We start from the raw sequence: 22,794 nt of genomic DNA, 5'->3' as shown, positions 1-22,794 counted from the left end.
AATGCAAACCGCTTTCTCGTAAATGAGGCCTGGTGATTCAAACTGACAACTTAGAACGCGGCTAGGGTGTCATTCCCCCCTCAACCGGGACCGACCCCAAACTGCGACAATCTTACATAGCGTAGCGCTGTTTGATCCATCGCTTGGGAGAGTGCATCATTTTAGCTAGGGCGCCCTCGCTACCGAGATGGCGACCACTAGACCGCCATCGCTGCTGCCTAGCTTTTGTCTATTTGAAACGTAAGCTAGAACCGCCTGTCGGTTAATGTGAGAGACATACCTATGCCTGATAATGGATATTTTCGAGCATTGATCCAGATATGGTTTGAAGGCAAATGAATATCCAAAAGCCGAGACTTATTATAGTTGGTTCGCCTGCTGACGATGGAGGCGTCATATCATCACTATCTCGGCAGCTTTACGACATAGACCAGGCAAGTACGGCTCAATCTTTGGCTGCCTGCCTTTCCGAGAATATTTATGACTTAGTCATACTAGATATAAATATTTCGGATACAGACAATGTATCTTTAATTCAGACGCTGTCTTTGAGAAACAATTCATTCTATCTATTAGTAAGATCTGAGACTGATGACCAAGTCGACACGGTACTTGCGTTAGAGCTGGGTGCTGATGACTGCGTTACCTTTTCATGCAGCCCCCGAGAGATAAAGGCAAGAGTGCGCGCGCTGCTCCGCCGTCGTAAAGTTTATTCTCACATATCAACTGGAATACTCAAAGAAGGAGCTAACGTTCTAGCACCAGAGATCTCGTTTCGAGGTTGGATATTATATGCGAATAAATGCCAGCTATTGACGCCAGCAGGTGATGTCATAGCCCTGACCAAAACAGAGTCTTCAATATTAGTGAATCTGTTTGCTGATCCCGGTCTTATTAAAGACCGTTCAGATATCATAGGCAAGGGTATAAATTCCAGCGATTACGATATTCGGTCTATTGATGTATTTGTAAGTAGGCTTCGTAAAAAGATATACAAACATGGCGGCTATAGCTTAATAAAGACTGTTCGAGGCAGAGGGTATCAGTTAAATACCGCTATACCGTGTCGGCCCTGAATGTTCGGGTTTGGTGGAAAGCTGCCGTTCGTTTGCTCTCAACTAATCCACCTCGATCCGCGTGAGGTCACACGCCACTGACTGTTCCTGCGTTGAAGTCGATAGCTTTCCCCGCGTCCGCAGAGGCGACCGCAATGGTAGTCTATATCGATTGAGGCTGTGTCGCCGCTAACCTTTGGTTCGTATATCTGATAGGTCGCCTGGCCTGGTTCAGAAGGACATAGTTCGATATTAGCCGCATCATCTTCGTTTAAATAGCCGTAGATGTTATCGGCTTGGTCGATCCTTGCTTTAGATGCTTTGCGTAGTATCCGAGGCTTGATGCAGGAAGGACGCTGATCTATGGCTGGATGGCCCTCAAGATAGTAGATCATAGACTCCACTATAATCGCCTTATCTGAGGGGTCCTCCCTCTGATTTGAACACGCAGTTAAGGCCAGTGTGGCGATCGCGATCTTGAGTAGACATGCCCGAAACACTCGCGGAGCCTATCAGTTCGGGATTGCTTTAGACAATGGCTGTTAGCGTCCGCTATTGGGCGATTGTGTTGAAAAAGCTGGGATCGGCCGCGGGCAGGCCCGTAGTTTGAAACAGAGCTAGGCGCGCGCGGCGCCTCAGACGGGTGCGATCTGCGCCGGCATCGGGATCAGCTTGGCCATCTTGCGGAGGTTCTGGGCAGTAGCGGCGAGGAGGAACTCGTCTTTGGCGCCGTTGGGACCTCGCAGGCGCAATCGATCCAGCTTCAGGATACGTTTGAGGTGAGCAAACAGCATCTCGACCTTCTTCCGCTGGCGACGGGAGGTCACATAGGCGTCGGTGGTGGCAATATCGCGGGCCAGGTCACGGGCGCCTTCGTGGATGGAGCGCGTGACCTTGCGGGCCGGCATGTTGGGTGTGCAGCGTTGCGGCAGGTCGCAGCCGGCGCAATCCTGCTGGCGGGCGCGATAGCGGATGAAGCCGTCCTGGCCGACATCGTCGCGGGCCTGCGTGAAGTTGCGGTTGCGGGGGCGCAGGCGGTTGCCGGCAGGACAGACATAGCTGTCGTCGCCCAGGTCATAGCGGAAGTCTGCCCGCGCGAAGGTGCCGTCGCGGCGGGCCGACTTGTCGAACACGGGGATGTGCGGGTGGATGTCGCGCTCGTGGACGAGCCACGCCAGCATCTCGGCCGAGCCATATCCCGTGTCCGCTGCCAGCCGTTCGGGCCAGACGCCGAAGCGGTCCTGCACGCGCTCGATCATCCGTTTGCAGGCGGTCACCTCGGCCTGCCGGATCGCAGTGCTCGGCTCCACGTCCATGATGACGGCATGGTCGAGATCGATCAGGTAGTTGGTCGAGTAGGCGTAATAGGCCTGCCCGCCATGCGCGCAGGTCCAGCGCGACGCCGGATCCGCCGGTGCCAGAAACTTCGGCACCACCGGCGTGGCCGCCCCGAATGCGGCATCGTCGAGGACGGCGAGATACTCGCGAACGGCACGCGTGTCGGCGTCGGGCGGCAGGCCCTCGCTACCCGGGCCGCCAGTCTGACGATTGGCATCGGCCCGGATGAGGCTGGCATCGACAGCGAAGCCTTCGCCACCGACCAGCCCCTCGGCCATGCATCGCTCGACCGTCGTTTCGAACAGCCGGCGCAGCAGGTCGCTGTCGCGGAAACGGCCATGGCGGTTCTTCGAGAAGGTGGAATGGTCGGGCACGTCGCCCTCCAGCCCGAGCCGGCAGAACCAGCGATAGGCCAGGTTCAGATGCACCTCGTCGCACAACCGGCGCTCGGAACGGATCCCCATGCAGTAGCCGATGATGAGCATGCGGATCATCAGCTCGGGGTCGATCGATGGCCGTCCCATCTCGCTGTAGAACGGCTTCAGATGTTCGCGGATGCCCGACAGGTCCACGAACCGGTCGATCGAGCGCAGCATGTGGTCCGCCGGCACATGCCGCTCCAGACTGAAGCTGTAGAACAGCGCTTCCTGCGCTACCGTCCGCTCGCCCATCATCGGCCCGTCTCCGCTCACCTTGCGAAGATTGAATCAGACCACCGACACCACTGCAAGGCCGACTTTTTCAACACAATCGGGCGGGAGCGGACATAGGCTCGTCGCATAAGTGCTGACTTTCGCACGTCGCGTATGTCGCGGGTTTTGCGACAGTGGAATGTCGCACCTTGGTGAAAAGCAGACCGTCCGCTTTGGGGTCTACAATCAAGGAAACCGGTCACTGCCTAGGCAGTCCCGATGCCCTGGTCTGCTCCACGGTGAGACCTTCTGCTTCTCACCATTCTACCGATCGACCGATGGCGCCTTCTCACCTTTTCATATCAAACCAACGATCGCACAAAGGTGATAAAAGATCACAGAAGGCGGGTTTCTGCAGATCGTATAACGTATTGTCCTTTGTAGATTTCGGATACCAAGCTAAATCGTATCAATACTGATCTATGTGATTATTATATGTATTGTAATATCCGATGGTTTACGTACCATTCGGATACGGTAACCCCGTCTTATCGCCTGAAATTCCGTTCCTACATTGAGGAATTCATCGACTTTGATTTGCATCGCTGAAACACTGGATGTAACAAAATCAATTTATACGATGCAAACATCATATCGTTGTATATCGATATTGGTACGTATTAATTCAACAGAAAAAGAATCAAATATAAGGCGGCATGGCGGCGTTGGGTATCTCGCTGCCGACGGGATTGTGTGTTGTTAGCGCCAGCGATGGAGCCGGGGGCCTTTAAGGGGGCTAACCCGCTTATCGCCAAATTGTCGCGCGTAATAGCGCTCTCTCAAGACGATTGCGTTGCGCTTCAGGCGATGTGCCAAGACGTTCGTCAAGCTGCCGCCCGGCATGACATTATTCGTGATGGCGATAGGCCGGATCGCGTCCACCTCATTTTGAGTGGTTGGGCTTGTCGGTATAAGATTTTGAGGAACGGCAAACGGCAAATTACTGCTCTACTACTCCCCGGAGATTTCTGTGATCTGCATGTAGGTGTGCTCGATCGAATGGATCATGCGATCGGCGCCATAACCGCAACCACATTTGCCTATGTCGATCGTGCGCAATTCGAGGAACTGACTGGCATGCGACCCGCAATCACGCGGGCGCTGTGGTGGGCAACATTGGTTGATGAAGGCGTGTTGCGAAGCTGGCTTGTCAGCCTTGGCGTTCGGACAGCACGCGAAAGGGTGGCCCACCTTATTTGCGAGCTACGTGAGCGGATGCGCAATATCGATCGCGAGAACAGCGGCCAGTTCGCTATGCCGTTAACCCAGCCCGACTTAGCTGAGGCTCTCGGGCTCACGGCAGTACACGTCAACCGTGTCGTTCGTCAGCTTCTGAAAGAAGGCGTGCTCGAAATACGCAGGGGTCAAGTGGCAGTGCTTGACCTGCCCGCTCTTACTAAGATTGCCGAATTTGACCCTGCCTACCTCCACGCACAGTCGGTCGACAAGCACCAATAAATCAAGCCTGAAGTTGGGTTTGAGGCGCTGTAACTAAGACGTGAGTCGCCCTCATCACCCCTAAGAACAGTACTGCGCATGCCGTGACAAACTCTTATTTGGGATCATACCCAGACAGGTTTTCTGCAAGTTGAAGTGCATCGGCAAGATAAGCAGCTATTAGACTTTGCTTGTGGGAATCTGCAAGCTGAAGCGCCCACGCTATCGCTGCACGTAACGACTCGACATTTTGCGCATCTATTTCCGACATATTAAATGTCCGATCTTTATATTTTCGATCGTGGTCATTGCACAAAGTAAATTTTCCAAACCTCACATGGATCAAGGCATCTTAAAATAATTTAGCCAAAATCATGTGATGAATGGCGACCAAGCTCGCGGTAAAGCCGCTCAATGTATTTTGGACGTTCGCTCGCTGCGAAAAGCCGTATTTCCTAGTGAGCTTTTTGATGAGTTTGCCTGGAATATGATGCTGCACCTTTTTGTGGAGCTAGCTAACAATCGAGTGATGACAGAACGTGCTCTTATTGAGAAAGCCGGCGCGAGCGAGGACGCCGGTCGAAGGTGGATTGAACACCTTGTCAAAGACCGGCAGGTGGCGGAACGTCGTGATGAGGACGATGTGATACTCACTGCAGACGCTATATCTCGGCTTCGAAAGTTTCTGGACGAGGCTATAAATCGCGGCGAAGCTCAGGTGTACGAGCAAACTTAAATAAAGTTACTAATCAGAGTAACAGCAGACCATCAATGTGGAAGCCATGGAAGGGACTTTGATCCCCGTGCCATCTTCGATCTCTGCCAAAGCATTCAGAAGACAAAGCCAATTCTCTACCGGTGCCCGATCAAAGTAAGAGTCTTCCACATACAGGTTCTTCCGTCCGCGCCGTCAACCGGGCCATCCATAGTCGGTGAATGACCGCAATTGGGCGGGAGCGGACATAGGCTCGTCGCATAAGTGCTAAGTTTCGCGACAGTATACCGATGCTCGTGTTCTCTCCTAGACCGGCGTCGCTAAAGTCTGTTGCATAATACATTAATTCCAATACAGTTGTGCGACATGTTGATTGGTTACGCCCGTGTGTCCACCGATGACCAGGATCTCCGGCTGCAACGCACCGCGTTGAAAGAGGCCGGATGCAAGCGGACGTTCGAGGAAAAGATCTCGGGCGCAAAGCGTGACCGACCCCAGCTTGCCAAGATGATCGAGCAGCTGCGCGATGAAGACACGGTAGTGGTGACCAGGCTCGACCGGCTGGCACGCTCGACCCGCGACCTGCTCGATATTGCCGAGAGACTGAAGGAGGTCGGCTCCGGCTTGCGCTCGCTGGCCGAGCCCTGGGCAGATACGACCTCGCCTGCGGGTCGCATGGTGCTGACCGTGTTTGCTGGCATCGCCGAGTTTGAGCGCGAGCTGATCCACCAGCGTACCAGTAGCGGTCGGATGGCAGCGAAGGCGAGAGGAGTACGCTTCGGCCGCCCGCCCAAATTAACTGCCGAGCAGATTGCACTAGGCGAGCGGCTGGTGAGTGAAGGCACATCGGTGCGTGAAGCCGCCAAGCTGCTCAAATGTCATCATGCCACGCTCTACCGCGCGCTGACCGCCGCGGCGCAGACCAGATGATGCCGTGCATGCCGCGTCCTAACGCACTGGGATCGGAAGCCTGATGCCGATCCGCCTTGAGCACGTGTTCCTCTATCCGATCGACTGGCCACAGATCTCACACCACGTCCGCTTCGTGCGCGCAGGGGGATGCTGCGAGCATTGTGGACGGCCGCATGGGCAGAAGGTGTTCCACCTCGGTGACGGCCGTTGGTGGGATCGCAGCCGGAGATACTGGCGCAACGGCAAGGGGCGGCGCACACGGCGTCCGAACGAGAACATCCTGCTAGAAGGACGCTGGACCCCGGTGGTACTCGCCTGCGCGCACCTGAACCATGATCCCAGCGACAGCGCGCTCGATCAGCTCGCGGCGTTATGTCAGCGCTGCCACATGATCCATGACGGTCCCGAGCACCGTCGCCGGCGCTGGATGAACGCGCACTACCGACGCGCGCTGGGCGACCTTTTCCACGGACCCTACCCGCTGCTGGGTGCCGACTGGATCGGACCTACCCCCATCAGCATGCTCGATGACAGCCGGTCGCTATATGCAAACTTTTGACCACTGGCGTTGCTGAGCCGCAAGGCAACACCGAAAGCCTGCTCCGGCTTGCGATTGCTGCAGATGAGCTGTACATACAATATTGTAAACACAGGAGTTGGTGTGTCGTTCGAATGGGATGACCGGAAAGCTGTATTCAACCTCGCCAAGCACGGTGTGTCATTCGAGCTGGCCAAGGAGGTTTGGAACGACCCTCTTCATGTCATTATCCCTGACCGCGTGGAGGGCGCCGAACAACGATGGCATGCACTGGGCTTGGTGGGACCGATTGTCGTGCTGGTCGTCGTCCATAGCTATCCCGACGCCGGTGACGAGGATCGCATACGCATCATTAGCGCCCGCAAGGCGACAAAGCAGGAAAGGTACCGCTATGAGCAAGAAGGCGCTTAGCCCCAAATTACAAGATCAGCTCAACAAGCTGGCAGCGCTGCCAGACGATCAGATCGATACGAACGACATCCCGGAAGCCTCGTCCGAAGCTTGGCTGCACGCTCGCCAGCCCGGTCTGTACCGGCCGATCAAGAAGCCAGTTACACTTCGCCTCGATGCCGATGTGGTGGCCTGGTTCAAAGAACACGCACAGGATCGTGGATATCAGACTGAAATCAACCGCGTGCTACGCCGCTATGTGTCTGAGGCACAGGCCTGACACAGGGTTTTGGCACCCGGTAATCCGCAGACAAGCATGACATGAGCGTAGGGGTCAAAACCGTCCAGTTACGACACCAAAGGTTTCCCGCATTCGTTCCGGACGGGCCTAGCAGGCTGTCGTGGTTTACGGGTGGCAACATCTGAGCCATTGATGAATCACATACGGTGCCTGGGTGTTACAAGCAGGGTACAAGGAGCCCACTAAGTGAACACGACAACCGACACGCTTCCGGTCAAGGCACCGGGTATTATCCTCGGTATCGGGCTTGGCGGCTTCTTCGACGGCATCCTTCTCCACCAGATCTTTCAGCTGCATCATATGTTCAGCAGCAGGATCACGCCTGATACAGTGCCCGGTCTGCGCATGAACACGCTGGGAGACGGCTTCTTCCATACCGTGACCTGGCTCGCGGTGCTCGTCGGTCTCGGCCTGCTTTACTCGCGCGTGACTCACGCCCGCAGGCAGGTTTGGGGCTTGGCCGTGCTCTGGGGCTGGATGCTCAGCGGCTGGGGCTGGTTCAACCTAATCGAAGGTTTGATCGACCACCAGATCCTTGGCATTCATCACGTGTACGCCGACGCGAACCAGTTCCTCTGGGACATGCTGTTCCTCGCCTCGGGCGTGATCTTCATCCTGGCCGGCGGGGTCATCGCGCGCCGCGCCAAACCTATCGACATCGCGTAACTCGCAGACGAAGCGATGCACATGGAAGGACATGGGCACACGCCTTCGATGGCACTGCCACTCGTGCTCCTCGGGCTTCTGACTCTGCTGTACTTCGGCAGCGTCGCCTATCAGACGCATGTCGCTCGTCGCGGCTGGAGCCCTTGGCGCACCGCCTCATGGGGGTCCGGCGCTGCGGTTCTGGCACTCGGTTTAATGCCGCAGTACCTGCCGTTTCCAGCGAGCGACTTCCGTCAGCACATGCTCCAGCACCTGCTTCTGGGCATGCTGGCACCTCTTGGCCTAGTCATGGGGGCGCCGATCACGCTTACCCTCCGCTCAGTCCCCGCGCGTTTTGGAAGGGCGATCGTTCGTGTGCTGCGCTCGCGACCGATCCGTCTTTGGGCGAATCCAATAACGGCACTCGTATTGAACCTCGGCGGGATGGCCGCTCTGTATTTCACACCACTCTACATGGCGATGATGACGCATCCGAGCCTGCATTACCTCGTACATTTTCACTTCGTGGCAGCCGGATGCCTCTATATCTGGGTCATCGCGGGTCCTGATCCAGCCCCGCATCGCCTGTCCGTGTCTACGAGACTGATCGTATTGGGAGTTGCCGTCGTCATTCACTCGATCATGGCGCAGATGCTCTACGCTGGCTGGTTCGTCGCGGTTCCAGTCCCACCCGATCAGCTCCGCCGTGGCGCTGAGCTGATGTACTATGGAGGGGACATCACAGAAATGCTGCTGGCTTTCGCGATGGTCAGCACCTGGCGGCCGAGCAGCAGGAAATTCCAGCGAAGCGTCGCGTCTTACGAAACGGCAGCTCTTCGAAACAACGCTTAGCCGTTTGAACCGCAGAATCTCATCGCTAGCGGCGCTGCCGCTGCCCGTGTCAAAACCGAGCGGTTTTGACCCCTGCTCAACATCGCCCACGGAGTTGCCCAAGCCAACTATGGACTATGTTAATCGTTCGCCGCTCCTGATCCCCCTCCATCATAAACGCCTTTGCGATCCGAACGCCAAGAGCGTGATTACGGACGGACTGTTACGGTCGTACCCCGCACCACCATACGCCTATCGATCGGCTGATCAGGCAATGGTGCGTCATTTATTAGCTCTGATCCCACACCACGATCGTCAGCGTCTCGTCTGCCGAACACATTGCAAGCTTATCCCGCTCGATCGTAATTTCGTGCGGTTTGCGCATTGGCACGTCCTCATCTGACGGTAGCTCATGGCCAAGCAGCAGCGGCACGATCGATCCCACCGGTGCCGTGTAGATATTGGGATAGCCACCCGACTTGACCTGCCGGGCCTCGCCCGCCGCGACCAACTTATTGAGCCAGCGTGTCCCCATTGCGCCGACCTTCCAATTAGCCAGCACAGCATCGCGGTCGAGCTTCAACGGGTACTCTTCGGGCGTCATCCAGATGACCGTAATCGACCAGCCAATCATACCTGACTCCTGTCTCTAACGCCTGCTGTCGACGGCTACGCGCCCTCCTCAGCCCCGATCTTGATAGTACAACGTACAGTGTCGCGGCTCTTGATGGCGGCTTTCCGGCATTTTTTGATTTCCCCACTGTTCTTCTGAATGATGTTCCACCCATCGACCATCACGTTCCAGTTTTTCGGTGAATCCGCGATCAGCAGACGCCGCCCCGCATCCCACATGGGCAAATGCAACGCCCGTGCCGCCATACGCTCGGGCCATTGCCAACTTGCCGGTGCGACCTCGCGCGCGACGAGGCCGGGCAGTATCGCCCATGCGAGGATGCCGATCGCCGCCCCGCCCAGCCCGAACCATAGCTGCCGGTTGTTCTGGTCGTGCCTGTTCCATGCCGAACCGGCGATGGCACGAAGCTCGGCCATGACGCGGGCCTTGTCCTCGCCGGCCTTGGCGAGCGCCGCCTGATCCTCGTGCCGGGCGGTGTTGCCTGCTGCGGCGATCCGCTGCGCCATCTGCTCTGGCGTCATCGCCAGCGCCGGACTGCGCGCGATCACGTCGTTTATGACCGCGATCCGGTCGGCCGTGGCGTCCACGCCTTGCTGCATCCGCCCCAGCGTCTCGGAATAGTCGGGCACGTCGATATGTGCCCGCTCGGCCGCCAAGCCCTCGACGGCACGGCGTAGCAACGCGAGTTCGCGGTCCTGGCCTTCGACTATGGCGCGCAACCGGTCGAACGCCTCCGCCGGATCGCCGCCTTCCTGCATATCGTCGTCCATTCTTATCCTACCGGCTCATGCCACGATCGCGGTCACGCTCGATCGCGACCGACTGCGCCAATTCTTGCCCGATCGACCGGCTCCGCTCCATACTCAACGCCAGTTCGGGGGCGCATCTCTTCAACGCGGATTCTAGCTGCGGATCGCGATGCAGCCCGCCGGCAATGCACTCCATGCGCTTGCCTAGCTTCTCCGCGCCCTCGCGGTCGCCGGCATGCTCCATACTGGCGCGCGCTTCCTTCATGCCCTGCCACTGCTCCACGAACCGGCCCGCGCGCTTCTCCGGGTCGATGCGAACCTGACGCTCCGTTTCCATCGCGCGCGCAGCGCCGCTGATGTTGCCCCCCGCGGCCTGCTCGATCAGCTTCGGATCGCGCGCCAGCGCAGATGCGAGGTCGCGTGAACCCTGGGGGCGGACCTGGTCGAGCGCGTCGCCGGCCTTCGCCAGCGCCTGTTCCTGGTGCGCCAGCACCGGCAATCCCTTCTCCAGCATCCGGCCTATGGCGGCACCAGCCCGCGCATAACGTTCGATCGCCTTGGCCTGAGAGGCGGTCGAGGTAGTGTTAATCGCTCCCCCCTGGTTGCGGTCGCGAGCGGTGTTAATCGCCCCCTCTTTTCCTTTCGCAACAGTCGGGTTCGGCCGAAATCCGTCGAACATGCCCCGCGCTTTTGCCCGGACCTTCTCGACCACCTGCCGTGCGAGTTCCGGGAACCGGATCTCGCGCCGATCAGCGAACGCCCGCGCCTGCTCCTGCTCGGGCCGGGCGTAATCGCCCGCCATGTCTTTGCCCCGGTCGCGCGACAGGGCGCGGACAAGCTGGCGCTGATCAGCGAAATCGCCGCGGCCATAGTGGAGTTGCACTTCGTCGCGGTGCCGGGACATGCCGACATAGGCACTGTGGCGGTCCATGCCGGGGGTGGCTAGGACGTGCGCGCGGTCGACCGTCACGCCCTGCGATTTGTGGAACGTCGCCGCATAGCCATGATCGACATGGGCATAATCTTTGATCTCGAATACGATCCCGCGCCCGTCATCAAGGCGCACCGCCATGCCCTCGGGAGATACCCGCTCGATCGTGGCCAGCGTGCCGTTCTTGACCCCCATGCCCCGTTCGTTGCGCAGGAACATGATGCGGTCGCCGGTCGCGAACTGCCGCTCGCCGCGCTCGGCCTTCACCGTCACGTCGTCACCAAGGTCGCCGGAGGCGCGCAACCGGTCGCGCGCCTCTCCATTGAGGCTCTGCACTTCGGCGTTGGTATGAGTAAGAATGATGCGGGTCTTGCCCGGTTCGGCCTGCCGCGCGCAATCCCAACCGTCCACCAGCTCGCGCCGCGCCTGCTCGCGGGTGTCGGCCGCGTGGACCATGCCCTTGCCCTCATAGGCATGGATCGCCTCGCCGGTGCGCCCGGTCGCCAGCGCACGTGTGGCGTCGCGCTGCCAGTCCTCGCGCTGCCGCCTAATCTGGGTGATTTCGGCTGCGCCGTGGCGCTCGGTGACGCTGCGAAACGCCGCGCCGGCCTCGATCGCCTGCAACTGCTCGGGGTCGCCCACCATCACGACCTTGGCCCCGGCATCGCGCGCCTGGCTCAACACACGCTCCATCTGGCGCGAACCGATCATGCCGGCCTCGTCCACGACCAGCACGTCCTTCGGGCCTAGCTGCTCGCGCCCCTGCCCCCATGCGTGTTCGAGGCTGGCGATGGTGCGGGACCGGATACCGGATCCGCCCTCAAGATTCTCGGCCGCGATGCCCGACAGTGCCGCGCCGCGAACCGTGTAGCCCTCTCGCTCCCACGCCTCACGGGCAACGCCCAACATCGCCGATTTGCCGCTGCCGGCATAGCCGACGACGGACGCCAGCCCCGCGTTGCCGATGACATGATCAAAGGCGTCGCGCTGCTCGCCCGACAGGACAAGGCCACGTCCCTCGGCCGCGCCAATCGCGGCGTCACGCTGCCGATCGCCAACACTGTGTTCGCCCCGGCCCGCCAGCTCGTCGCCGGCCCGCTCAAGCCGGTTCTCCACCGCGATCATGTCGCGCGACGTGAACCGCTCCTGGTCGCGTCCGTCCTTCCCCAATGCGACCAGCTCGGGGCTGGCGCGCACCGCCCCCATCACCTGGTCGAACTGCTCCTTGCCGTCGCTGTGCCGGAACGCGAACGTCGCAAGATCGCGGGTGGTGAACGTCGCCTGCTGCCGCGTGATGGCGTCCAGCGCGACATTGGGCTCGGCGATGATCTTCGCGCCGTTCTCCCGCGCGATGCGGGTGTGATCCTCGATCCGCTCCGCCTCAAGCCCCTGCTCCGGCCTGCGCGACGCGGCGGGTCCGATCTTGTGCTGCGGCTCCAGTCCGATCCCCTGCGCCTCATAGGAGCGATGGTCGATCCGGCCCTCAAGCCCCAGCTCGGCCATGCGCTCGTTGACATGCGCGCTCCATGCCTCGCGCCAGTCCTTCAACAGCTCGGTGCTGTTCCAATCGCGGTTCTTCTTCCCGAAGCCGTCCGGTCCCACGTCGCGCATCGTCATCATCACATGCGCGTGCGGCTTCGGCGTGCCGTCCTTCGCCTTGTCCCAATGCACGTTCAGGTCCGCGACCATCCCGCGATCGACAAATTGCTTTTTCACGAAATCGCGCGCGAGCTGGACGCCCTGCTTCTCGTTCAACTCGCGTGGAATCGAGAACTCCACCTCGCGGGCAAGCTGCGCGTCCTTGCGCTTCTCGCCTGCCTCCACCTCGTTCCACAAAGTCGTGCGGTCGTTTAAACGCTCCGGCGCACCCTGCGGCAACATCACCTCGGAGTGAATGACGCCCGCCTTGTCCGAGAAGTCGTGATCCCGGTTCAGCCGATCGTCGTGCAGCTCGGATGCGGAACGATAGGCGGCGCTCGCGACGGCGCTCGATCCGTTCGCGCGGCTCACAACCTTGGCGGAGAAGTGGTAGATCGCCATGACGCTCCGCACACTGCCCTACTTAGCGCACGTCGGCAACGACGTATAAGCGCGCACTCACAATCTGTTTCGCATCTTCTGATTGACTTGGTGCCGTTTTTTGATCGTTCTAGCTTTACCCCAAAGCCGGGCGCGCTAAGATGCCGCTGACCGATACGCGGAAGGGTGAAGGCGATGCGGAGGGTTCGTGATTATGATGCCGAGCTGAAGGCGCTAGGTGACAAGGCCCGCGCGTTGAAGGCGAAGCGGGTCGAACAGCTAGGCCAGCTCGTCGCCGCGACCGGGGCCGATGCGCTCGATGCCGAAACCCTCGCCGGCGTACTGCTCGATGCGATCGGATCGAAGGATGCGAGTGCGAAGGAGGCATGGCGCACAAAGGGCGCTGCCTTCTTTCAACGGCGTGGGCGCAAAGGTGGCGGCGCTGCTGCGATCGACGGATCGGGCGCTGCGATTGAACCGGGCGGCGACGCTGCGGGCGGAAGCGGCGGAACGACGAACGGATAGCAGGGGCTGGGTCGTGCAACGTCGCGAGCGAACGCGCCATCTGATCGAGCTGGGCGGACTGGTCAAGAAAGCCGGACTGGTCGAGCTGACCGACGACGATCGCGCCACCCTTTACGGCGCGCTGCTCGACCTCGCCGGGCTTGGCCGCGGCGATGATTCCGGCGATGTGCTGGCGCTATGGAGAAGACGCGGAAAACGCGCGTTCGATGCCGAAGCCGATACACCTTCTGGCTCACTTACTGAGGGGTGACGCAGTGACGGTCGATCATCATAAACGGGGAAGGATCGACCATGCGCTTCTTTAGGAACAATGGCCTGACGATCGTGCTGCTCCTGCTGTTCGCAGGCAGCATCCTTGGGCATTTGCTGGCCGGGTGGCAGGTCGCCAACTCCGATGCTGCTCGTCATGGCCAGAATATCATGACGCTTTCGGCCTATGCAATCAGCCCCGATTTCCTGTCGTCCGTTTTCGAAAACTGGGAGAGCGAGTTCCTTCAGATGTCAGCCTATGTCGTGCTGACGGCGATGCTTTTTCAACGTGGATCGTCGGAATCAAAAGACCCAGATGGCGAGCCTCGCGATCAGCGTCTCGAACAGCAGGCGATGAAACCCGGCGCACCGGCAATGCTGCGCTGGGGGCCTGTCTGGCGAGCGATCTACGCACGCTCGCTAGGCACCGTGCTTTTCGTCCTGTTTCTACTGTCGTTCGTTATGCACTGGACCCAGAGCGCCGCTGTCGCCGCGCAGGAAGCGCGTGAGCATGGCGAAGTCGCGCCTACCGTTTGGGGGTATCTCGGTGATCCGCAGCTCTGGTTCGAATCTTTCCAGAACTGGCAGAGCGAGTTCCTCTCGACGGCCGTCCTAGTCGTCCTCTCGATCTATCTGCGGCAACGCGAGTCCCCTGAGTCCAAGCCTGTGGCGGCACCACATGCCCATACCGGCGATTGATACGACGAACGGCAACGAACTTTTCGCAGAGTGGAAGGAAGGCCCATGAGCGATTTCGATATTGAGACGATCCGCCGCCAGGTCCGCGCGATGGATTTCGTGCGTGGCACGCCCGCGGAAGTCGCCATGTGGCACGAGGATATGGCGGACTCGCGCGCCAATCTGGTCATCGAGGATATGATCCCGTCGCCGAACGACGATGCGTTCTTCGCGATGATGCTGGACGAGGGCGTGCCCCCTCCCCTGGTCTCGCAAATCCTGCTCCGGCTGCTCGATCATCCCGACGCCGATCGGTCCCTGCCGATCACGCCGATGGAAGCGCACTGATGCCCCGGCGGCGGATCAGCCCGCTGTTCGCGGTCTTCATCGCCTTCGTGGTGCTGATGGCGAGCAACGCCTGGCTCAAGAGCATCTTCAGTTATGGCGAGATCGCAACCGACATTCCGTTCCTGCTCGCCGGCGCGGTACTGTTCCTGGCCTGGCGCTTCAACCGACGTGCCGCCAACCAGCACAACGATCTGCTCGGCTCTGCCCGTTTCGGCGACCGTGCCGACGTGCGGAAGCTGGAAGCGAACGGGGATCTTCTGATCGGCCGCTCGGCGAAGTAGGGGACGCTGCTGCACTACGACGGCGCGGCGCATTTGCTGACGATGGTACCCACCCGCTCGGGCAAGGGCGTCGGCACGATCATTCCCAATCTGCTGCTTGACCGTTCGGTGGTGTGTATCGACCCCAAGGGCGAGAATGCCCGCGTCACCGCCCGTGTGCATGCCGCCAAGGGCAAGGTCTGGTGTCTCGATCCATTCGGCGTGCCGGGTCAGCCCCCGCCCGCTACAATCCGCTCGATCGGCTCGATTCCGCCAGCCTCGATCGTGCGAAACATGCCAATACCCTTTGCCCGACGCGCTGGTGCATGACGCGCCGGGACAATCGGGCGAATCCCACTGAAGCGAGGAAGCCAAGGCACTGATCGCCGGGCTAACCCTACACACCGTCGTCCACGTACCCGTCCTGGCGACGGTGCGCGACACGCTGACGCTTGCCCCTGCCGCCTTTGCCGCGCTGCTGGCCAATATGCAGGACAGCGTCGGCGCCGGTGGCCTGATCGCCCGCGCCGCCAACCGCCAGCTCGGCAAATCCGACCGCGAAGCTGCCGGCGTACGATCCTTGGCGCAGCGCCATACCCACTTTCTCGACAGCCCGCGGATCGTCGCCAGTACCACCGCGTCCGATTTCATCTTCGCTGGGTTGAAGGACACGACCCTTACCGTGTTCCTGTGCCTGCGGCCCGATCGGCTCGATACCTACGCCCGCTGGCTTCGACTGTTTGTTAAGCCGTCACTGACATGGCGCGGTCACCGCCCGCCCTGCCCGGCCCCTGCGTGAAGCTGCCAAGCTACTTAAATGCCATCATGCAACACTCTACCGTGCGCTGACAACCGCGGCATCGGGAATGGACGTCTGATGCCGATTCGTCTCGAACATGTGTTCCTGTCAGATCTTACCCCCGTACCCAGATTACGCCTTGGCCAGCGCATACTCCTGAACCAACACCTTCTCCGGCACGCGCCAGGCCCCTGCGATCTTGCGGATCATGGGAAGGGTAAGGGCACGGTGACGCGCCAGTGTCTCGGTTGCCCGTGACTGGCCAATAAGCGCCGCCAGTTCCGCGCACGTGTAACCGTTCATCTCCATTGCTGCCTCGATTGCGCGCACCGGATCTAGCGGCTCGATAGGCCAGCGACGGCTTTCATACGTTTCGACCAACGTGGCGAGCACGTCGAGCCGATCGCCGGCATCGGTACCTTCCTCTGCTCCCCATAGCGCCTCGATCTCTCGTAGCGCGGTTTCTTGGTCCTCGTCGGTCCGGATAGGACGAATGTGCATCGCACCACCTCCACTAGGCATATCCAAAACAGGCTCACTGTCAGGACATCAATCTTGTCGTATTCGGCATGCGTCCAATGAACTTGACGAAGACAATCGACCGCTTCCAATCGAACGCCACCACCATACGGTAATCACCGCCAGCCACCTTGAACCGGACCCGCTCGACATTGAGCGACTTCGCTTTTGAAAAGTCGGCAACGACATCCAATGGGCTTTGCTAAGTGGACGCCCCGGCAGCCTCATACCAGTGCCTTAATGAGGCTTCCGTCGTGGGGTGCTTCGACCAAAAAGCGATCAGTTTGTTCCTGGTAATGCCCCTCATACGCATTCGATTACCATTCCCGCCATGGGAAATAAGTGTTCGAGGCGACCAACGCAGCGGACTCACCGAGGGGACGCTATATTTTGGTGAAGAAATCGAGGTTTTGTTATCTCTCCAACTCCTACTATTCCCGATCGTCAGGCTCCGGGGTTGCCAAGCCTATCAGCGGGGCACGAACAGCGTCGACACACTCACGAAGAGCTGGATTGCGGGTAGTGACTACACGGAGAGTTACCCGACCTTAGGCGCTGACTGGATCACGCCCACGCCGATAAGCATGCTCGATGGTAATCTCCTCCTCATACGTGGCGGCGGTAGAAAGCGGCGATTGCAACTGCCGGACACGGCCACCTCACAGCAGCAGCGAATTATTGAAATGTACGCCCTAGTGGCGTACATAGGATCAATAGCTAAAGGAGGTGTGCCATGCTTGGCTTCCAGGATCAGGTCCGCGCCGTTGACGAGCGCAGCAGCGAGCGGATGAACTTCCGCACCAAGCCGCGCATCAAGCAGGCCATCCAGCAGGCTGCCGCGCTCTCTGGCGTTGACGACTCCGTCTTCACCATGAACGCGGCCTATCGTTCGGCAATGGAGACGATCGCGGCGCATGAACGCACCAGCTTGCAGCCGATCGACCATGCCGGCTTCTTCGCCGCGCTCGACATACCGCCGGACCCCACCGAGCGACTGCGAACCGCCTTTGCGCGCCATCGCGAGACGATCATCAGTCGGTGACCGCAGCCAAGACTGCAAAACGCATCGTTATCGAGCCGCTCGATCCTGCCAGGCATGATCGAGTGGCTTTCTCGTGTGGTATCGACCAGGTCGACAACTTCTTCCGTCGTACCGCCAACAAACTCTCCAAGGCGGGCAACATCCGCGCCTTTGTGATGACGGGGCCCGAGAACGAGCTGATTGGCTTCTACGCCATAAATGCTCACGCCATCGACTATACCAAATTGCCCGAGCGGTTCGCCCGCACCCGCCCTGCCCATGGGAGCATTCCGGCAGCCTATATCTCGATGATCGGCGTCGATAGCCGGTTCCAGGGAGAGGGCTATGGCGGCGATCTGTTGGTCGATTGCCTCACGCGACTGGTCGTGGCGGCCGATGCGCTGAGGATCGTCGTCGTCATGCTCGACGTGCTGGACTGTGGCGATCCCGACACGGTAGCGAAGCGCGTGGCGCTCTATACCGGCTATGGTTTTGAGCCACTGGCGTCCAATGGCTTACGACTCTTCCTGCCGATCGCGACGGTTCGAACGCTTACGCAGTCACGAGCATGAGGGGGCGACAGGCGGCGCAGGGGGCGTGGTTTTATGGGTTTCCACTCGACGACCACGTGACTGCTGATCGTCTGCTGCGTCTTTAACAAGCAGCCGATCAACAGCCTGATTTTCGTTCGCGGACCAGGGCTGGAAGCGCAGACGGCTTACCGTGAAACGCTCGCAGTCGGGGCGAGTACCGGCATCGCAGCCGCATCGAGATCATGTTCGGCCGTCTGAAGGATTGGCGCCGCGTCGCCACTCGCTACGACCGCTGCCCAACCGTCTTCTTCTCTGCCGTCGCGCTCGCGGCCACCGTCATCTTCTGGCTATGACTAATGAGTCCTGACCCCAGTTGCGGAGGAGAAAATCGAAATAAGGCTTTTTATGATAGACCCTTTCATTTGAAGCTTTTTGCTTATAAAGCGCCTATGAAAGCTTCAAATGCGCGATCGGACCGGTTCATGAATGCCATCGTCAATCATATCGGCGAACTTGCGGACGCAGGCGAACGAATGATCGAACGCCTACGGCGTAAGGCATTCCTGCCCGAAAGCCGGAAGGGGCTCAACGTCCGCTTCGGGATCGCAGAGGCAGCGCAATTGCTCCGCTGTTCGACCAACCGGATCCGCATGGCCGAGGACGATGGTCGCCTCCCCCCCGCCCCGGCGGGCGAAAACGGGCGCAGACTCGGCTATTCGGTGGAGAACTTGCTGCAAATGCGCGAGGTACTTGGCGCCTCTCCTGCCCGCACGCCGCTTGATATTCCCGCAATCATCGCGGTGCAGAATTTTAAGGGCGGGGTCGGCAAGTCGACCGTCACCTGCCACCTCGCACACTATTTTGCGGTGCAGGGCTATCGTGTGCTGGTAGTCGATTGCGACAGCCAAGCGACGACGACGACGCTGTTCGGGTTCAATCCCCATTTCAATATTACACGAGAAGAGACGCTATACCCGTATCTGTCGATCGATCCGACCCAGGCCGATCTGCTTTATGCAGTCAAATCGACGCCGTGGCCCAACGTTGACCTGATCCCGTCGAACCTCGAGTTATTCGACGTTGAGTATGAGCTCGCCGCGGCGGGATCGGATGGGCAGTCGGTACTCGCCGCACGCTTCCGCAAGCTTAAGCAGGGGCTGGCCGATCTCGCGCGCAATTATGATGTGGTACTGCTGGATCCTCCCCCTGCGCTCGGGACGATCAGCCTGGCGGTGATGCAGGCGGCGAATGCGCTGCTCGTCCCGCTGGCCGCAACAACGCCGGATTTCTGTTCGACAGTGCAGTTCCTATCAATGATGGACCAGGTGCTACAGCAGCTCGCGCATGCCGGAATTGAGGTCGAATACGGCTTCCTACGGTTGATATGTTCAAAGTTCGACTCGAACGACCCGAGCCACGCAATGGTCCGCACGATCATGGAACAGAGCTTCGGCCCTGCCCTGCTTCCGGTACCGATCCTAGAATCCGCCGAGATCAGCCACGCCGCAATGCGTATGATGACGATCTATGAACTCGAACGCCCGATCGGCACACCCAAGACGCACAAGCGTTGCCGCGCAAATCTGGATGAGGCGATGGGACAGATTGAGCAGCTCGTCCGCCAAGGCTGGGGCCGGGTCGAGCCCGCACGTGAGGAAGATTTACTCCATGTCGCGTGAATCAGAATTGTCGCTGTCCGACACATCAGCGTTCCAAATATGTCTAATGCGGGAGGTGCCGCATGGCGCGTAAGCAATCCGATTATCTCGCGGCCTTGCTAGCGGATGAGCCAACCGAAACCGACGCGGGCGCCCCCCCTGCCCCGCCCGCACCCGAACGGTCGCGCGGTACCACGCTGCTCAACCGAGAGACCGCGCTCGCGCGCGTGACGAGCGGCGAAGTGCGGCAAGTGACGCAGCTGCTGCTCGATCCGGCGCGCGTGCGGATCTGGCCCGGCAATGCGCGCAGCTACCAGCATCTGACCGAAGATGGCTGCCGCGAGCTGATCGACTCCATCATTGCCGAAGGTGGGCAGAAAGTCCCAGCGGTGGTACGCCGTGTTGACGGCGATCCGGCGTATGATTTCGAAGTGATCGCGGGCACCCGACGCCACTGGTCGATCAGCTGGCTGCGCGCGCATTCCTATCCCGAAATGCAGTTCGTGGCGCAAGTTGCAAGCCTCGACGACGAAGCAGCATTCCGGCTCGCGGACCTCGAGAACCGGGCGCGCAAGGACGTGTCCGATCTCGAACGCGCACGCAATTACGCCGAGGCGCTTAAAACGCATTACGGCAACCACCTAACGCGGATGGCGGAACGGCTCAAGGTGTCAAAAGGCTGGCTATCGAAGATGGTCAAGGTCGCTCAGATCCCCGATGCGGTGATCGCAGCCTTCGCCTCCCCGGCCGACGTCCAGCTCAAGCCCGCTTATGCGCTGGCGCAGGCGCTCGACGACAAGGCTGCAACCAAGGCGATCCAGGGCGCGGCGCGCGAGCTCGCGCGCGAACAGACCGCGCGGCGCGATCGGGGTGCGACCCCCTACCCTGCCGCGGACGTATTGCGGCGGTTGCTTGACGCGCCGAACGATCACGCCGACAGCGCTCGCCCGTTTACCTGGACCACGCCGCACGGCCGCCCTGGGCTCAGCGTCCAGTCGAGCAACCGCCAGGGCGTCACGATCCGGCTCCACGCCGGGTCGGGTGCGGGGACCGACGAGCTGGTCGACGCGCTGCGCCAAGCGCTGGCGCATCTGGAGGCCGAAGGCCGCGGGCTGAAACGGTGAACGTGTTTCCCCGGGGAAACAGGCCGCGCCGCACCCCGGCGCCGACGGTTGCCCGCACCGGCCCGACGGTGTTTCCCCGGGGAAACACCCGGAGTCTGACCGCATGACCCGTGCCGATCGCCAGAACGTGTCCGAGCAGTTCGACCTGTTCCTCCCCTATCTCGCCGACATGCCGCTGCGCGACCAGCGCGAGATGATGGAACGCCCGTTCTTCAGCCTCGCCAAGTCGAAGCGCGTCAAGCCGATCGATTACAAGAGCCCCGACGGCAAGCTGTGGGTGCATGTCTCGGGCAACCCCGATTACGGCATGGCGACGATCTGGGATGCCGATATCCTGATCTATTGCGCGAGCGTGCTCGCCGACATGGCCCGGCGCGGCGTCAACGATGTGCCGCGCAAGCTCCATCTGATGCCCTACGACCTGCTCCGCGCGATCGGGCGACCGACGACGGGGCGCGCCTATGAGCTACTCGGGCAGGCGCTCGACCGGTTGGTGTCGACCACGGTCAAGACAAACATCCGCGCAGAGAACCGCCGCGAGGCGACGTTCAGCTGGCTCGACGGCTGGACCCAGCTGGTCGACGAAAAGACCGAGCGCTCGCGTGGCATGACGATCGAGTTATCGAACTGGTTCTGGGAAGGCGTGATGATGCAGGGCGGGGTGCTGTCGATCGACCGCGCCTATTTCGACCTGACCGGCGGGCGCGAGCGCTGGCTGTACCGGGTAGCGCGCAAGCACGCTGGCGGGGCAGGGGAGGTCGGCTTCGCGATCGCCATGCCGACACTGTTCGAGAAATCGGGCGCGGAAGGGCAGTATCGTCGTTTCAAGTTTGAGATCGCCAAGATCGTCGAGCGCAACGAGCTTCCTGGCTATGCGCTCGCCTTGGAGACGCCGGCTGGCAAGCGCGAGCCAGCGCTGCGGATGCAACGTCGCAGTGATGCCGAGCGCCCGGTGAAAACCGTGGCGGCGCACAAGGTGCGCGGCGCTAAGCCTGCACCAAGGCCAGCGTCAACCAATCCCGCTGCCACGGCTAATGATGCGACTGAAACGATTGACGTGACAGCGTTGCTGCGGCGGTCGCGCACCAGTCTGGCGACACGCGCGACCGCCGGCGAAATCACAGATGCGACGATGGCAACGCTGCGCGCAGAGTGCCCAGGTTGGGATTACCAGACGTTGCACGATGAGTTTCGCACATGGGTTGAGGCAGACAGCGCTCGCACCCCGGTGAGTTATCAGGCGGCGTTCATCGGCTTTGTCCGCCGCTATCATGAAAAGCACCGCCACGAACTTGGGCGTTAGCAGTTTTTCGTCTTACGAACGCCCTTTGCCTCAGGAGGGCAGGGGCCCCGCACGTACGTCGAAACCGCTCAAACTGGCGCGACCGTTCCCGAAGTGTCGTGCTCACAAATGTCTTTCCCGCTTAACGCTTGGGTATCTATCCCAATTGAACGTCCCTTCAGACAAACCCCGTCGAACTGTTTCAATTGCTCTTAAAAAACTATCGGATCGGCTGGGGCTTCGACACTCCAGGAACAGCATTCGGTTCTTCAGGAACGCAAGGTCGATCTTTCAGGAACTTAGTCGTCGACACTCCAGGAACGGATCGACGACACATCCGGAACGGCAGTGCCGATCTAACTCACGGAAAACAAAGCGTTTAAGCCTGATAAATAGCCGCCTAAATCATTAACATCAGTTATAAACCCTCTAACCAATGGAGTTTCTATATTTTTGAGAAATGGATCAGGTCGTGCCTGTGCCTGTATCTGCGCATGCACCATGCGACGTAGGTCACTTTCAGACCTGCCTGCAGATCAACAGCAAATGGAATGAACCCCTCCTCGACAGCGAGAATCGTCCCATTGCAGCGTGCGCTATTTATAGCGGAT

At 60.0% G+C, this 22,794-nt stretch carries 27 protein-coding genes and 1 pseudogene; 22 read left to right on the top strand and 6 right to left on the bottom strand.

Translation table 11 applies throughout. The features are described 5' to 3' along the window. Positions 1-335 precede the first annotated feature (335 nt). On the top strand, positions 336-1,076 hold the full coding sequence (locus IFT87_RS18410; protein WP_192191530.1) for a response regulator transcription factor: 741 nt from the start codon (positions 336-338) through the stop codon (positions 1,074-1,076). Between the two features lie 614 nt (positions 1,077-1,690). On the opposite strand, the gene IFT87_RS18405 is transcribed toward IFT87_RS18410, so the two are convergent. Further along, positions 1,691-3,067, bottom strand: a complete 1,377-nt coding sequence (locus tag IFT87_RS18405; protein ID WP_192191529.1) for a transposase — start codon at positions 3,065-3,067, stop codon at positions 1,691-1,693. 714 nt (positions 3,068-3,781) lie between these two features. Between IFT87_RS18405 and IFT87_RS18400 the strand changes: the two genes are divergently transcribed. The 8 genes from IFT87_RS18400 (at position 3,782) to IFT87_RS18365 (ending at position 8,875) form a co-directional block, all read left to right on the top strand. Next, positions 3,782-4,543, top strand: a complete 762-nt coding sequence (locus IFT87_RS18400; RefSeq protein ID WP_249403446.1) for a Crp/Fnr family transcriptional regulator — start codon at positions 3,782-3,784, stop codon at positions 4,541-4,543. Positions 4,544-4,901: 358 nt separating this feature from the next. Then, the gene (locus tag IFT87_RS18395) at positions 4,902-5,258 is read left to right on the top strand and encodes a hypothetical protein (protein WP_192191528.1); all 357 of its coding nucleotides are present in this window, start codon (positions 4,902-4,904) and stop codon (positions 5,256-5,258) included. Positions 5,259-5,603: 345 nt separating this feature from the next. Beyond that, positions 5,604-6,167 (top strand): recombinase family protein, encoded by a 564-nt coding sequence (locus tag IFT87_RS18390; protein ID WP_192191527.1) that lies wholly within the window; start codon positions 5,604-5,606, stop codon positions 6,165-6,167. 43 nt (positions 6,168-6,210) lie between these two features. Beyond that, positions 6,211-6,708 (top strand): hypothetical protein, encoded by a 498-nt coding sequence (locus IFT87_RS18385; protein ID WP_235516303.1) that lies wholly within the window; start codon positions 6,211-6,213, stop codon positions 6,706-6,708. Between the two features lie 102 nt (positions 6,709-6,810). Next, a complete protein-coding gene (locus tag IFT87_RS18380; RefSeq protein WP_236559438.1) occupies positions 6,811-7,098 on the top strand; it encodes a BrnT family toxin in 288 nt (95 codons plus the stop codon). Next, a complete protein-coding gene (locus tag IFT87_RS18375) occupies positions 7,079-7,357 on the top strand; it encodes a BrnA antitoxin family protein (protein WP_192191525.1) in 279 nt (92 codons plus the stop codon). The genes IFT87_RS18380 and IFT87_RS18375 overlap by 20 nt, the downstream gene beginning before the upstream one ends. A 207-nt stretch (positions 7,358-7,564) precedes the next feature. Then, positions 7,565-8,044 carry a DUF2243 domain-containing protein gene (locus IFT87_RS18370; protein ID WP_192191524.1) on the top strand — a complete coding sequence of 160 codons (480 nt, stop codon included), beginning with the start codon at positions 7,565-7,567 and terminating at the stop codon, positions 8,042-8,044. Between the two features lie 48 nt (positions 8,045-8,092). Next, positions 8,093-8,875, top strand: a complete 783-nt coding sequence (locus IFT87_RS18365; RefSeq protein ID WP_197975357.1) for a cytochrome c oxidase assembly protein — start codon at positions 8,093-8,095, stop codon at positions 8,873-8,875. A gap of 268 nt (positions 8,876-9,143) precedes the next feature. On the opposite strand, the gene IFT87_RS18360 is transcribed toward IFT87_RS18365, so the two are convergent. From IFT87_RS18360 to traA, 3 genes are read right to left on the bottom strand one after another with little or no spacing between them, the layout of a single operon-like run. Beyond that, positions 9,144-9,488 carry a hypothetical protein gene (locus IFT87_RS18360; RefSeq protein WP_192191522.1) on the bottom strand — a complete coding sequence of 115 codons (345 nt, stop codon included), beginning with the start codon at positions 9,486-9,488 and terminating at the stop codon, positions 9,144-9,146. Positions 9,489-9,523: 35 nt separating this feature from the next. Next, positions 9,524-10,258, bottom strand: a complete 735-nt coding sequence (locus IFT87_RS18355; RefSeq protein WP_192191521.1) for a DUF6118 family protein — start codon at positions 10,256-10,258, stop codon at positions 9,524-9,526. 7 nt (positions 10,259-10,265) lie between these two features. Next, positions 10,266-13,208: a Ti-type conjugative transfer relaxase TraA gene (traA, locus tag IFT87_RS18350; protein ID WP_192191520.1), complete on the bottom strand. Its 2,943-nt coding sequence runs from the start codon at positions 13,206-13,208 to the stop codon at positions 10,266-10,268. Between the two features lie 174 nt (positions 13,209-13,382). Here traA and IFT87_RS18345 point away from each other — a divergent pair, with 174 nt between their 5' ends. From IFT87_RS18345 to IFT87_RS20945, 7 genes are all read left to right on the top strand, one after another. Further along, the gene (locus IFT87_RS18345) at positions 13,383-13,712 is read left to right on the top strand and encodes a conjugal transfer protein TraD (RefSeq protein WP_192191519.1); all 330 of its coding nucleotides are present in this window, start codon (positions 13,383-13,385) and stop codon (positions 13,710-13,712) included. Positions 13,713-13,725: 13 nt separating this feature from the next. After that, on the top strand, positions 13,726-13,962 hold the full coding sequence (locus tag IFT87_RS18340) for a conjugal transfer protein TraD (protein ID WP_192191518.1): 237 nt from the start codon (positions 13,726-13,728) through the stop codon (positions 13,960-13,962). 41 nt (positions 13,963-14,003) lie between these two features. After that, a complete protein-coding gene (locus tag IFT87_RS18335; protein WP_192191517.1) occupies positions 14,004-14,660 on the top strand; it encodes a DUF6766 family protein in 657 nt (218 codons plus the stop codon). Between the two features lie 45 nt (positions 14,661-14,705). Then, entirely contained in the window at positions 14,706-14,987 is a 282-nt protein-coding gene (locus tag IFT87_RS18330; RefSeq protein WP_192191516.1) for a hypothetical protein, read from the top strand. Further along, the gene (locus IFT87_RS20955; RefSeq protein WP_342211198.1) at positions 14,987-15,268 is read left to right on the top strand and encodes a hypothetical protein; all 282 of its coding nucleotides are present in this window, start codon (positions 14,987-14,989) and stop codon (positions 15,266-15,268) included. Before IFT87_RS18330 ends, IFT87_RS20955 begins: the two co-directional genes overlap by 1 nt. A gap of 42 nt (positions 15,269-15,310) precedes the next feature. Further along, on the top strand, positions 15,311-15,577 hold the full coding sequence (locus IFT87_RS20950; RefSeq protein ID WP_342211197.1) for a type IV secretory system conjugative DNA transfer family protein: 267 nt from the start codon (positions 15,311-15,313) through the stop codon (positions 15,575-15,577). Between the two features lie 103 nt (positions 15,578-15,680). Further along, entirely contained in the window at positions 15,681-16,046 is a 366-nt protein-coding gene (locus tag IFT87_RS20945) for a type IV secretory system conjugative DNA transfer family protein (RefSeq protein ID WP_342211196.1), read from the top strand. 132 nt (positions 16,047-16,178) lie between these two features. Here IFT87_RS20945 and IFT87_RS18320 read toward each other — a convergent pair whose 3' ends face one another. Further along, a complete protein-coding gene (locus tag IFT87_RS18320; RefSeq protein WP_192191515.1) occupies positions 16,179-16,547 on the bottom strand; it encodes a helix-turn-helix domain-containing protein in 369 nt (122 codons plus the stop codon). Positions 16,548-16,587: 40 nt separating this feature from the next. After that, positions 16,588-16,758 carry a type II toxin-antitoxin system HigB family toxin gene (locus tag IFT87_RS20585; protein WP_249403445.1) on the bottom strand — a complete coding sequence of 57 codons (171 nt, stop codon included), beginning with the start codon at positions 16,756-16,758 and terminating at the stop codon, positions 16,588-16,590. Positions 16,759-17,298: 540 nt separating this feature from the next. On the opposite strand from IFT87_RS20585, the gene IFT87_RS18310 reads away from it, so the two are divergent. From IFT87_RS18310 to IFT87_RS18285, 6 genes and pseudogenes are all read left to right on the top strand, one after another. Continuing rightward, complete coding sequence (locus tag IFT87_RS18310) at positions 17,299-17,607, top strand: type II toxin-antitoxin system TacA family antitoxin (protein WP_192191514.1); 309 nt, start codon at positions 17,299-17,301, stop codon at positions 17,605-17,607. Next, complete coding sequence (locus IFT87_RS18305; protein ID WP_192191513.1) at positions 17,604-18,158, top strand: GNAT family N-acetyltransferase; 555 nt, start codon at positions 17,604-17,606, stop codon at positions 18,156-18,158. The genes IFT87_RS18310 and IFT87_RS18305 overlap by 4 nt, the downstream gene beginning before the upstream one ends. Positions 18,159-18,331: 173 nt before the next feature. Further along, a pseudogene (locus tag IFT87_RS18300) lies at positions 18,332-18,472 on the top strand (transposase); the annotation flags it as partial. Positions 18,473-18,601: 129 nt separating this feature from the next. Continuing rightward, positions 18,602-19,798: an AAA family ATPase gene (locus IFT87_RS18295; RefSeq protein ID WP_192191546.1), complete on the top strand. Its 1,197-nt coding sequence runs from the start codon at positions 18,602-18,604 to the stop codon at positions 19,796-19,798. Positions 19,799-19,860: 62 nt separating this feature from the next. Next, positions 19,861-20,901, top strand: a complete 1,041-nt coding sequence (locus tag IFT87_RS18290; protein WP_192191512.1) for a ParB/RepB/Spo0J family partition protein — start codon at positions 19,861-19,863, stop codon at positions 20,899-20,901. A gap of 103 nt (positions 20,902-21,004) precedes the next feature. Next, on the top strand, positions 21,005-22,204 hold the full coding sequence (locus tag IFT87_RS18285; protein WP_192191511.1) for a replication initiator protein A: 1,200 nt from the start codon (positions 21,005-21,007) through the stop codon (positions 22,202-22,204). Positions 22,205-22,794 lie beyond the last annotated feature (590 nt).

This window comes from Sphingomonas sp. CFBP 8765 (assembly GCF_014841445.1).
In the GTDB taxonomy this organism is placed as follows: Bacteria; Pseudomonadota; Alphaproteobacteria; order Sphingomonadales; family Sphingomonadaceae; genus Sphingomonas; species Sphingomonas aerolata.
This window is presented reverse-complemented; position numbering and strand designations above follow the sequence as displayed.

What these genes read in the sequence shown, in the direction of transcription:
- IFT87_RS18335 (WP_192191517.1), top strand. Translation starts at nt 14,004, where the DNA reads ATGCGCTTCTTTAGGAACAATGGCCTGACGATCGTGCTGCTCCTGCTG.
- IFT87_RS18395 (WP_192191528.1), top strand. Translation starts at nt 4,902, where the DNA reads ATGAATGGCGACCAAGCTCGCGGTAAAGCCGCTCAATGTATTTTGGAC.
- IFT87_RS20955 (WP_342211198.1), top strand. Translation starts at nt 14,987, where the DNA reads ATGCCCCGGCGGCGGATCAGCCCGCTGTTCGCGGTCTTCATCGCCTTC.
- IFT87_RS18285 (WP_192191511.1), top strand. Translation starts at nt 21,005, where the DNA reads ATGACCCGTGCCGATCGCCAGAACGTGTCCGAGCAGTTCGACCTGTTC.
- IFT87_RS18310 (WP_192191514.1), top strand. Translation starts at nt 17,299, where the DNA reads ATGCTTGGCTTCCAGGATCAGGTCCGCGCCGTTGACGAGCGCAGCAGC.
- IFT87_RS18375 (WP_192191525.1), top strand. Translation starts at nt 7,079, where the DNA reads ATGAGCAAGAAGGCGCTTAGCCCCAAATTACAAGATCAGCTCAACAAG.
- IFT87_RS18345 (WP_192191519.1), top strand. Translation starts at nt 13,383, where the DNA reads ATGCGGAGGGTTCGTGATTATGATGCCGAGCTGAAGGCGCTAGGTGAC.
- IFT87_RS18385 (WP_235516303.1), top strand. Translation starts at nt 6,211, where the DNA reads ATGCCGATCCGCCTTGAGCACGTGTTCCTCTATCCGATCGACTGGCCA.
- IFT87_RS18390 (WP_192191527.1), top strand. Translation starts at nt 5,604, where the DNA reads ATGTTGATTGGTTACGCCCGTGTGTCCACCGATGACCAGGATCTCCGG.
- IFT87_RS20950 (WP_342211197.1), top strand. Translation starts at nt 15,311, where the DNA reads ATGGTACCCACCCGCTCGGGCAAGGGCGTCGGCACGATCATTCCCAAT.
- IFT87_RS18360 (WP_192191522.1), bottom strand. Translation starts at nt 9,488, where the DNA reads ATGATTGGCTGGTCGATTACGGTCATCTGGATGACGCCCGAAGAGTAC.
- IFT87_RS18290 (WP_192191512.1), top strand. Translation starts at nt 19,861, where the DNA reads ATGGCGCGTAAGCAATCCGATTATCTCGCGGCCTTGCTAGCGGATGAG.
- IFT87_RS18410 (WP_192191530.1), top strand. Translation starts at nt 336, where the DNA reads ATGAATATCCAAAAGCCGAGACTTATTATAGTTGGTTCGCCTGCTGAC.
- IFT87_RS18355 (WP_192191521.1), bottom strand. Translation starts at nt 10,258, where the DNA reads ATGGACGACGATATGCAGGAAGGCGGCGATCCGGCGGAGGCGTTCGAC.
- IFT87_RS18365 (WP_197975357.1), top strand. Translation starts at nt 8,093, where the DNA reads ATGGCACTGCCACTCGTGCTCCTCGGGCTTCTGACTCTGCTGTACTTC.
- IFT87_RS18405 (WP_192191529.1), bottom strand. Translation starts at nt 3,067, where the DNA reads ATGATGGGCGAGCGGACGGTAGCGCAGGAAGCGCTGTTCTACAGCTTC.
- IFT87_RS18295 (WP_192191546.1), top strand. Translation starts at nt 18,602, where the DNA reads ATGAATGCCATCGTCAATCATATCGGCGAACTTGCGGACGCAGGCGAA.
- IFT87_RS18320 (WP_192191515.1), bottom strand. Translation starts at nt 16,547, where the DNA reads ATGCACATTCGTCCTATCCGGACCGACGAGGACCAAGAAACCGCGCTA.
- IFT87_RS18330 (WP_192191516.1), top strand. Translation starts at nt 14,706, where the DNA reads ATGAGCGATTTCGATATTGAGACGATCCGCCGCCAGGTCCGCGCGATG.
- traA (WP_192191520.1), bottom strand. Translation starts at nt 13,208, where the DNA reads ATGGCGATCTACCACTTCTCCGCCAAGGTTGTGAGCCGCGCGAACGGA.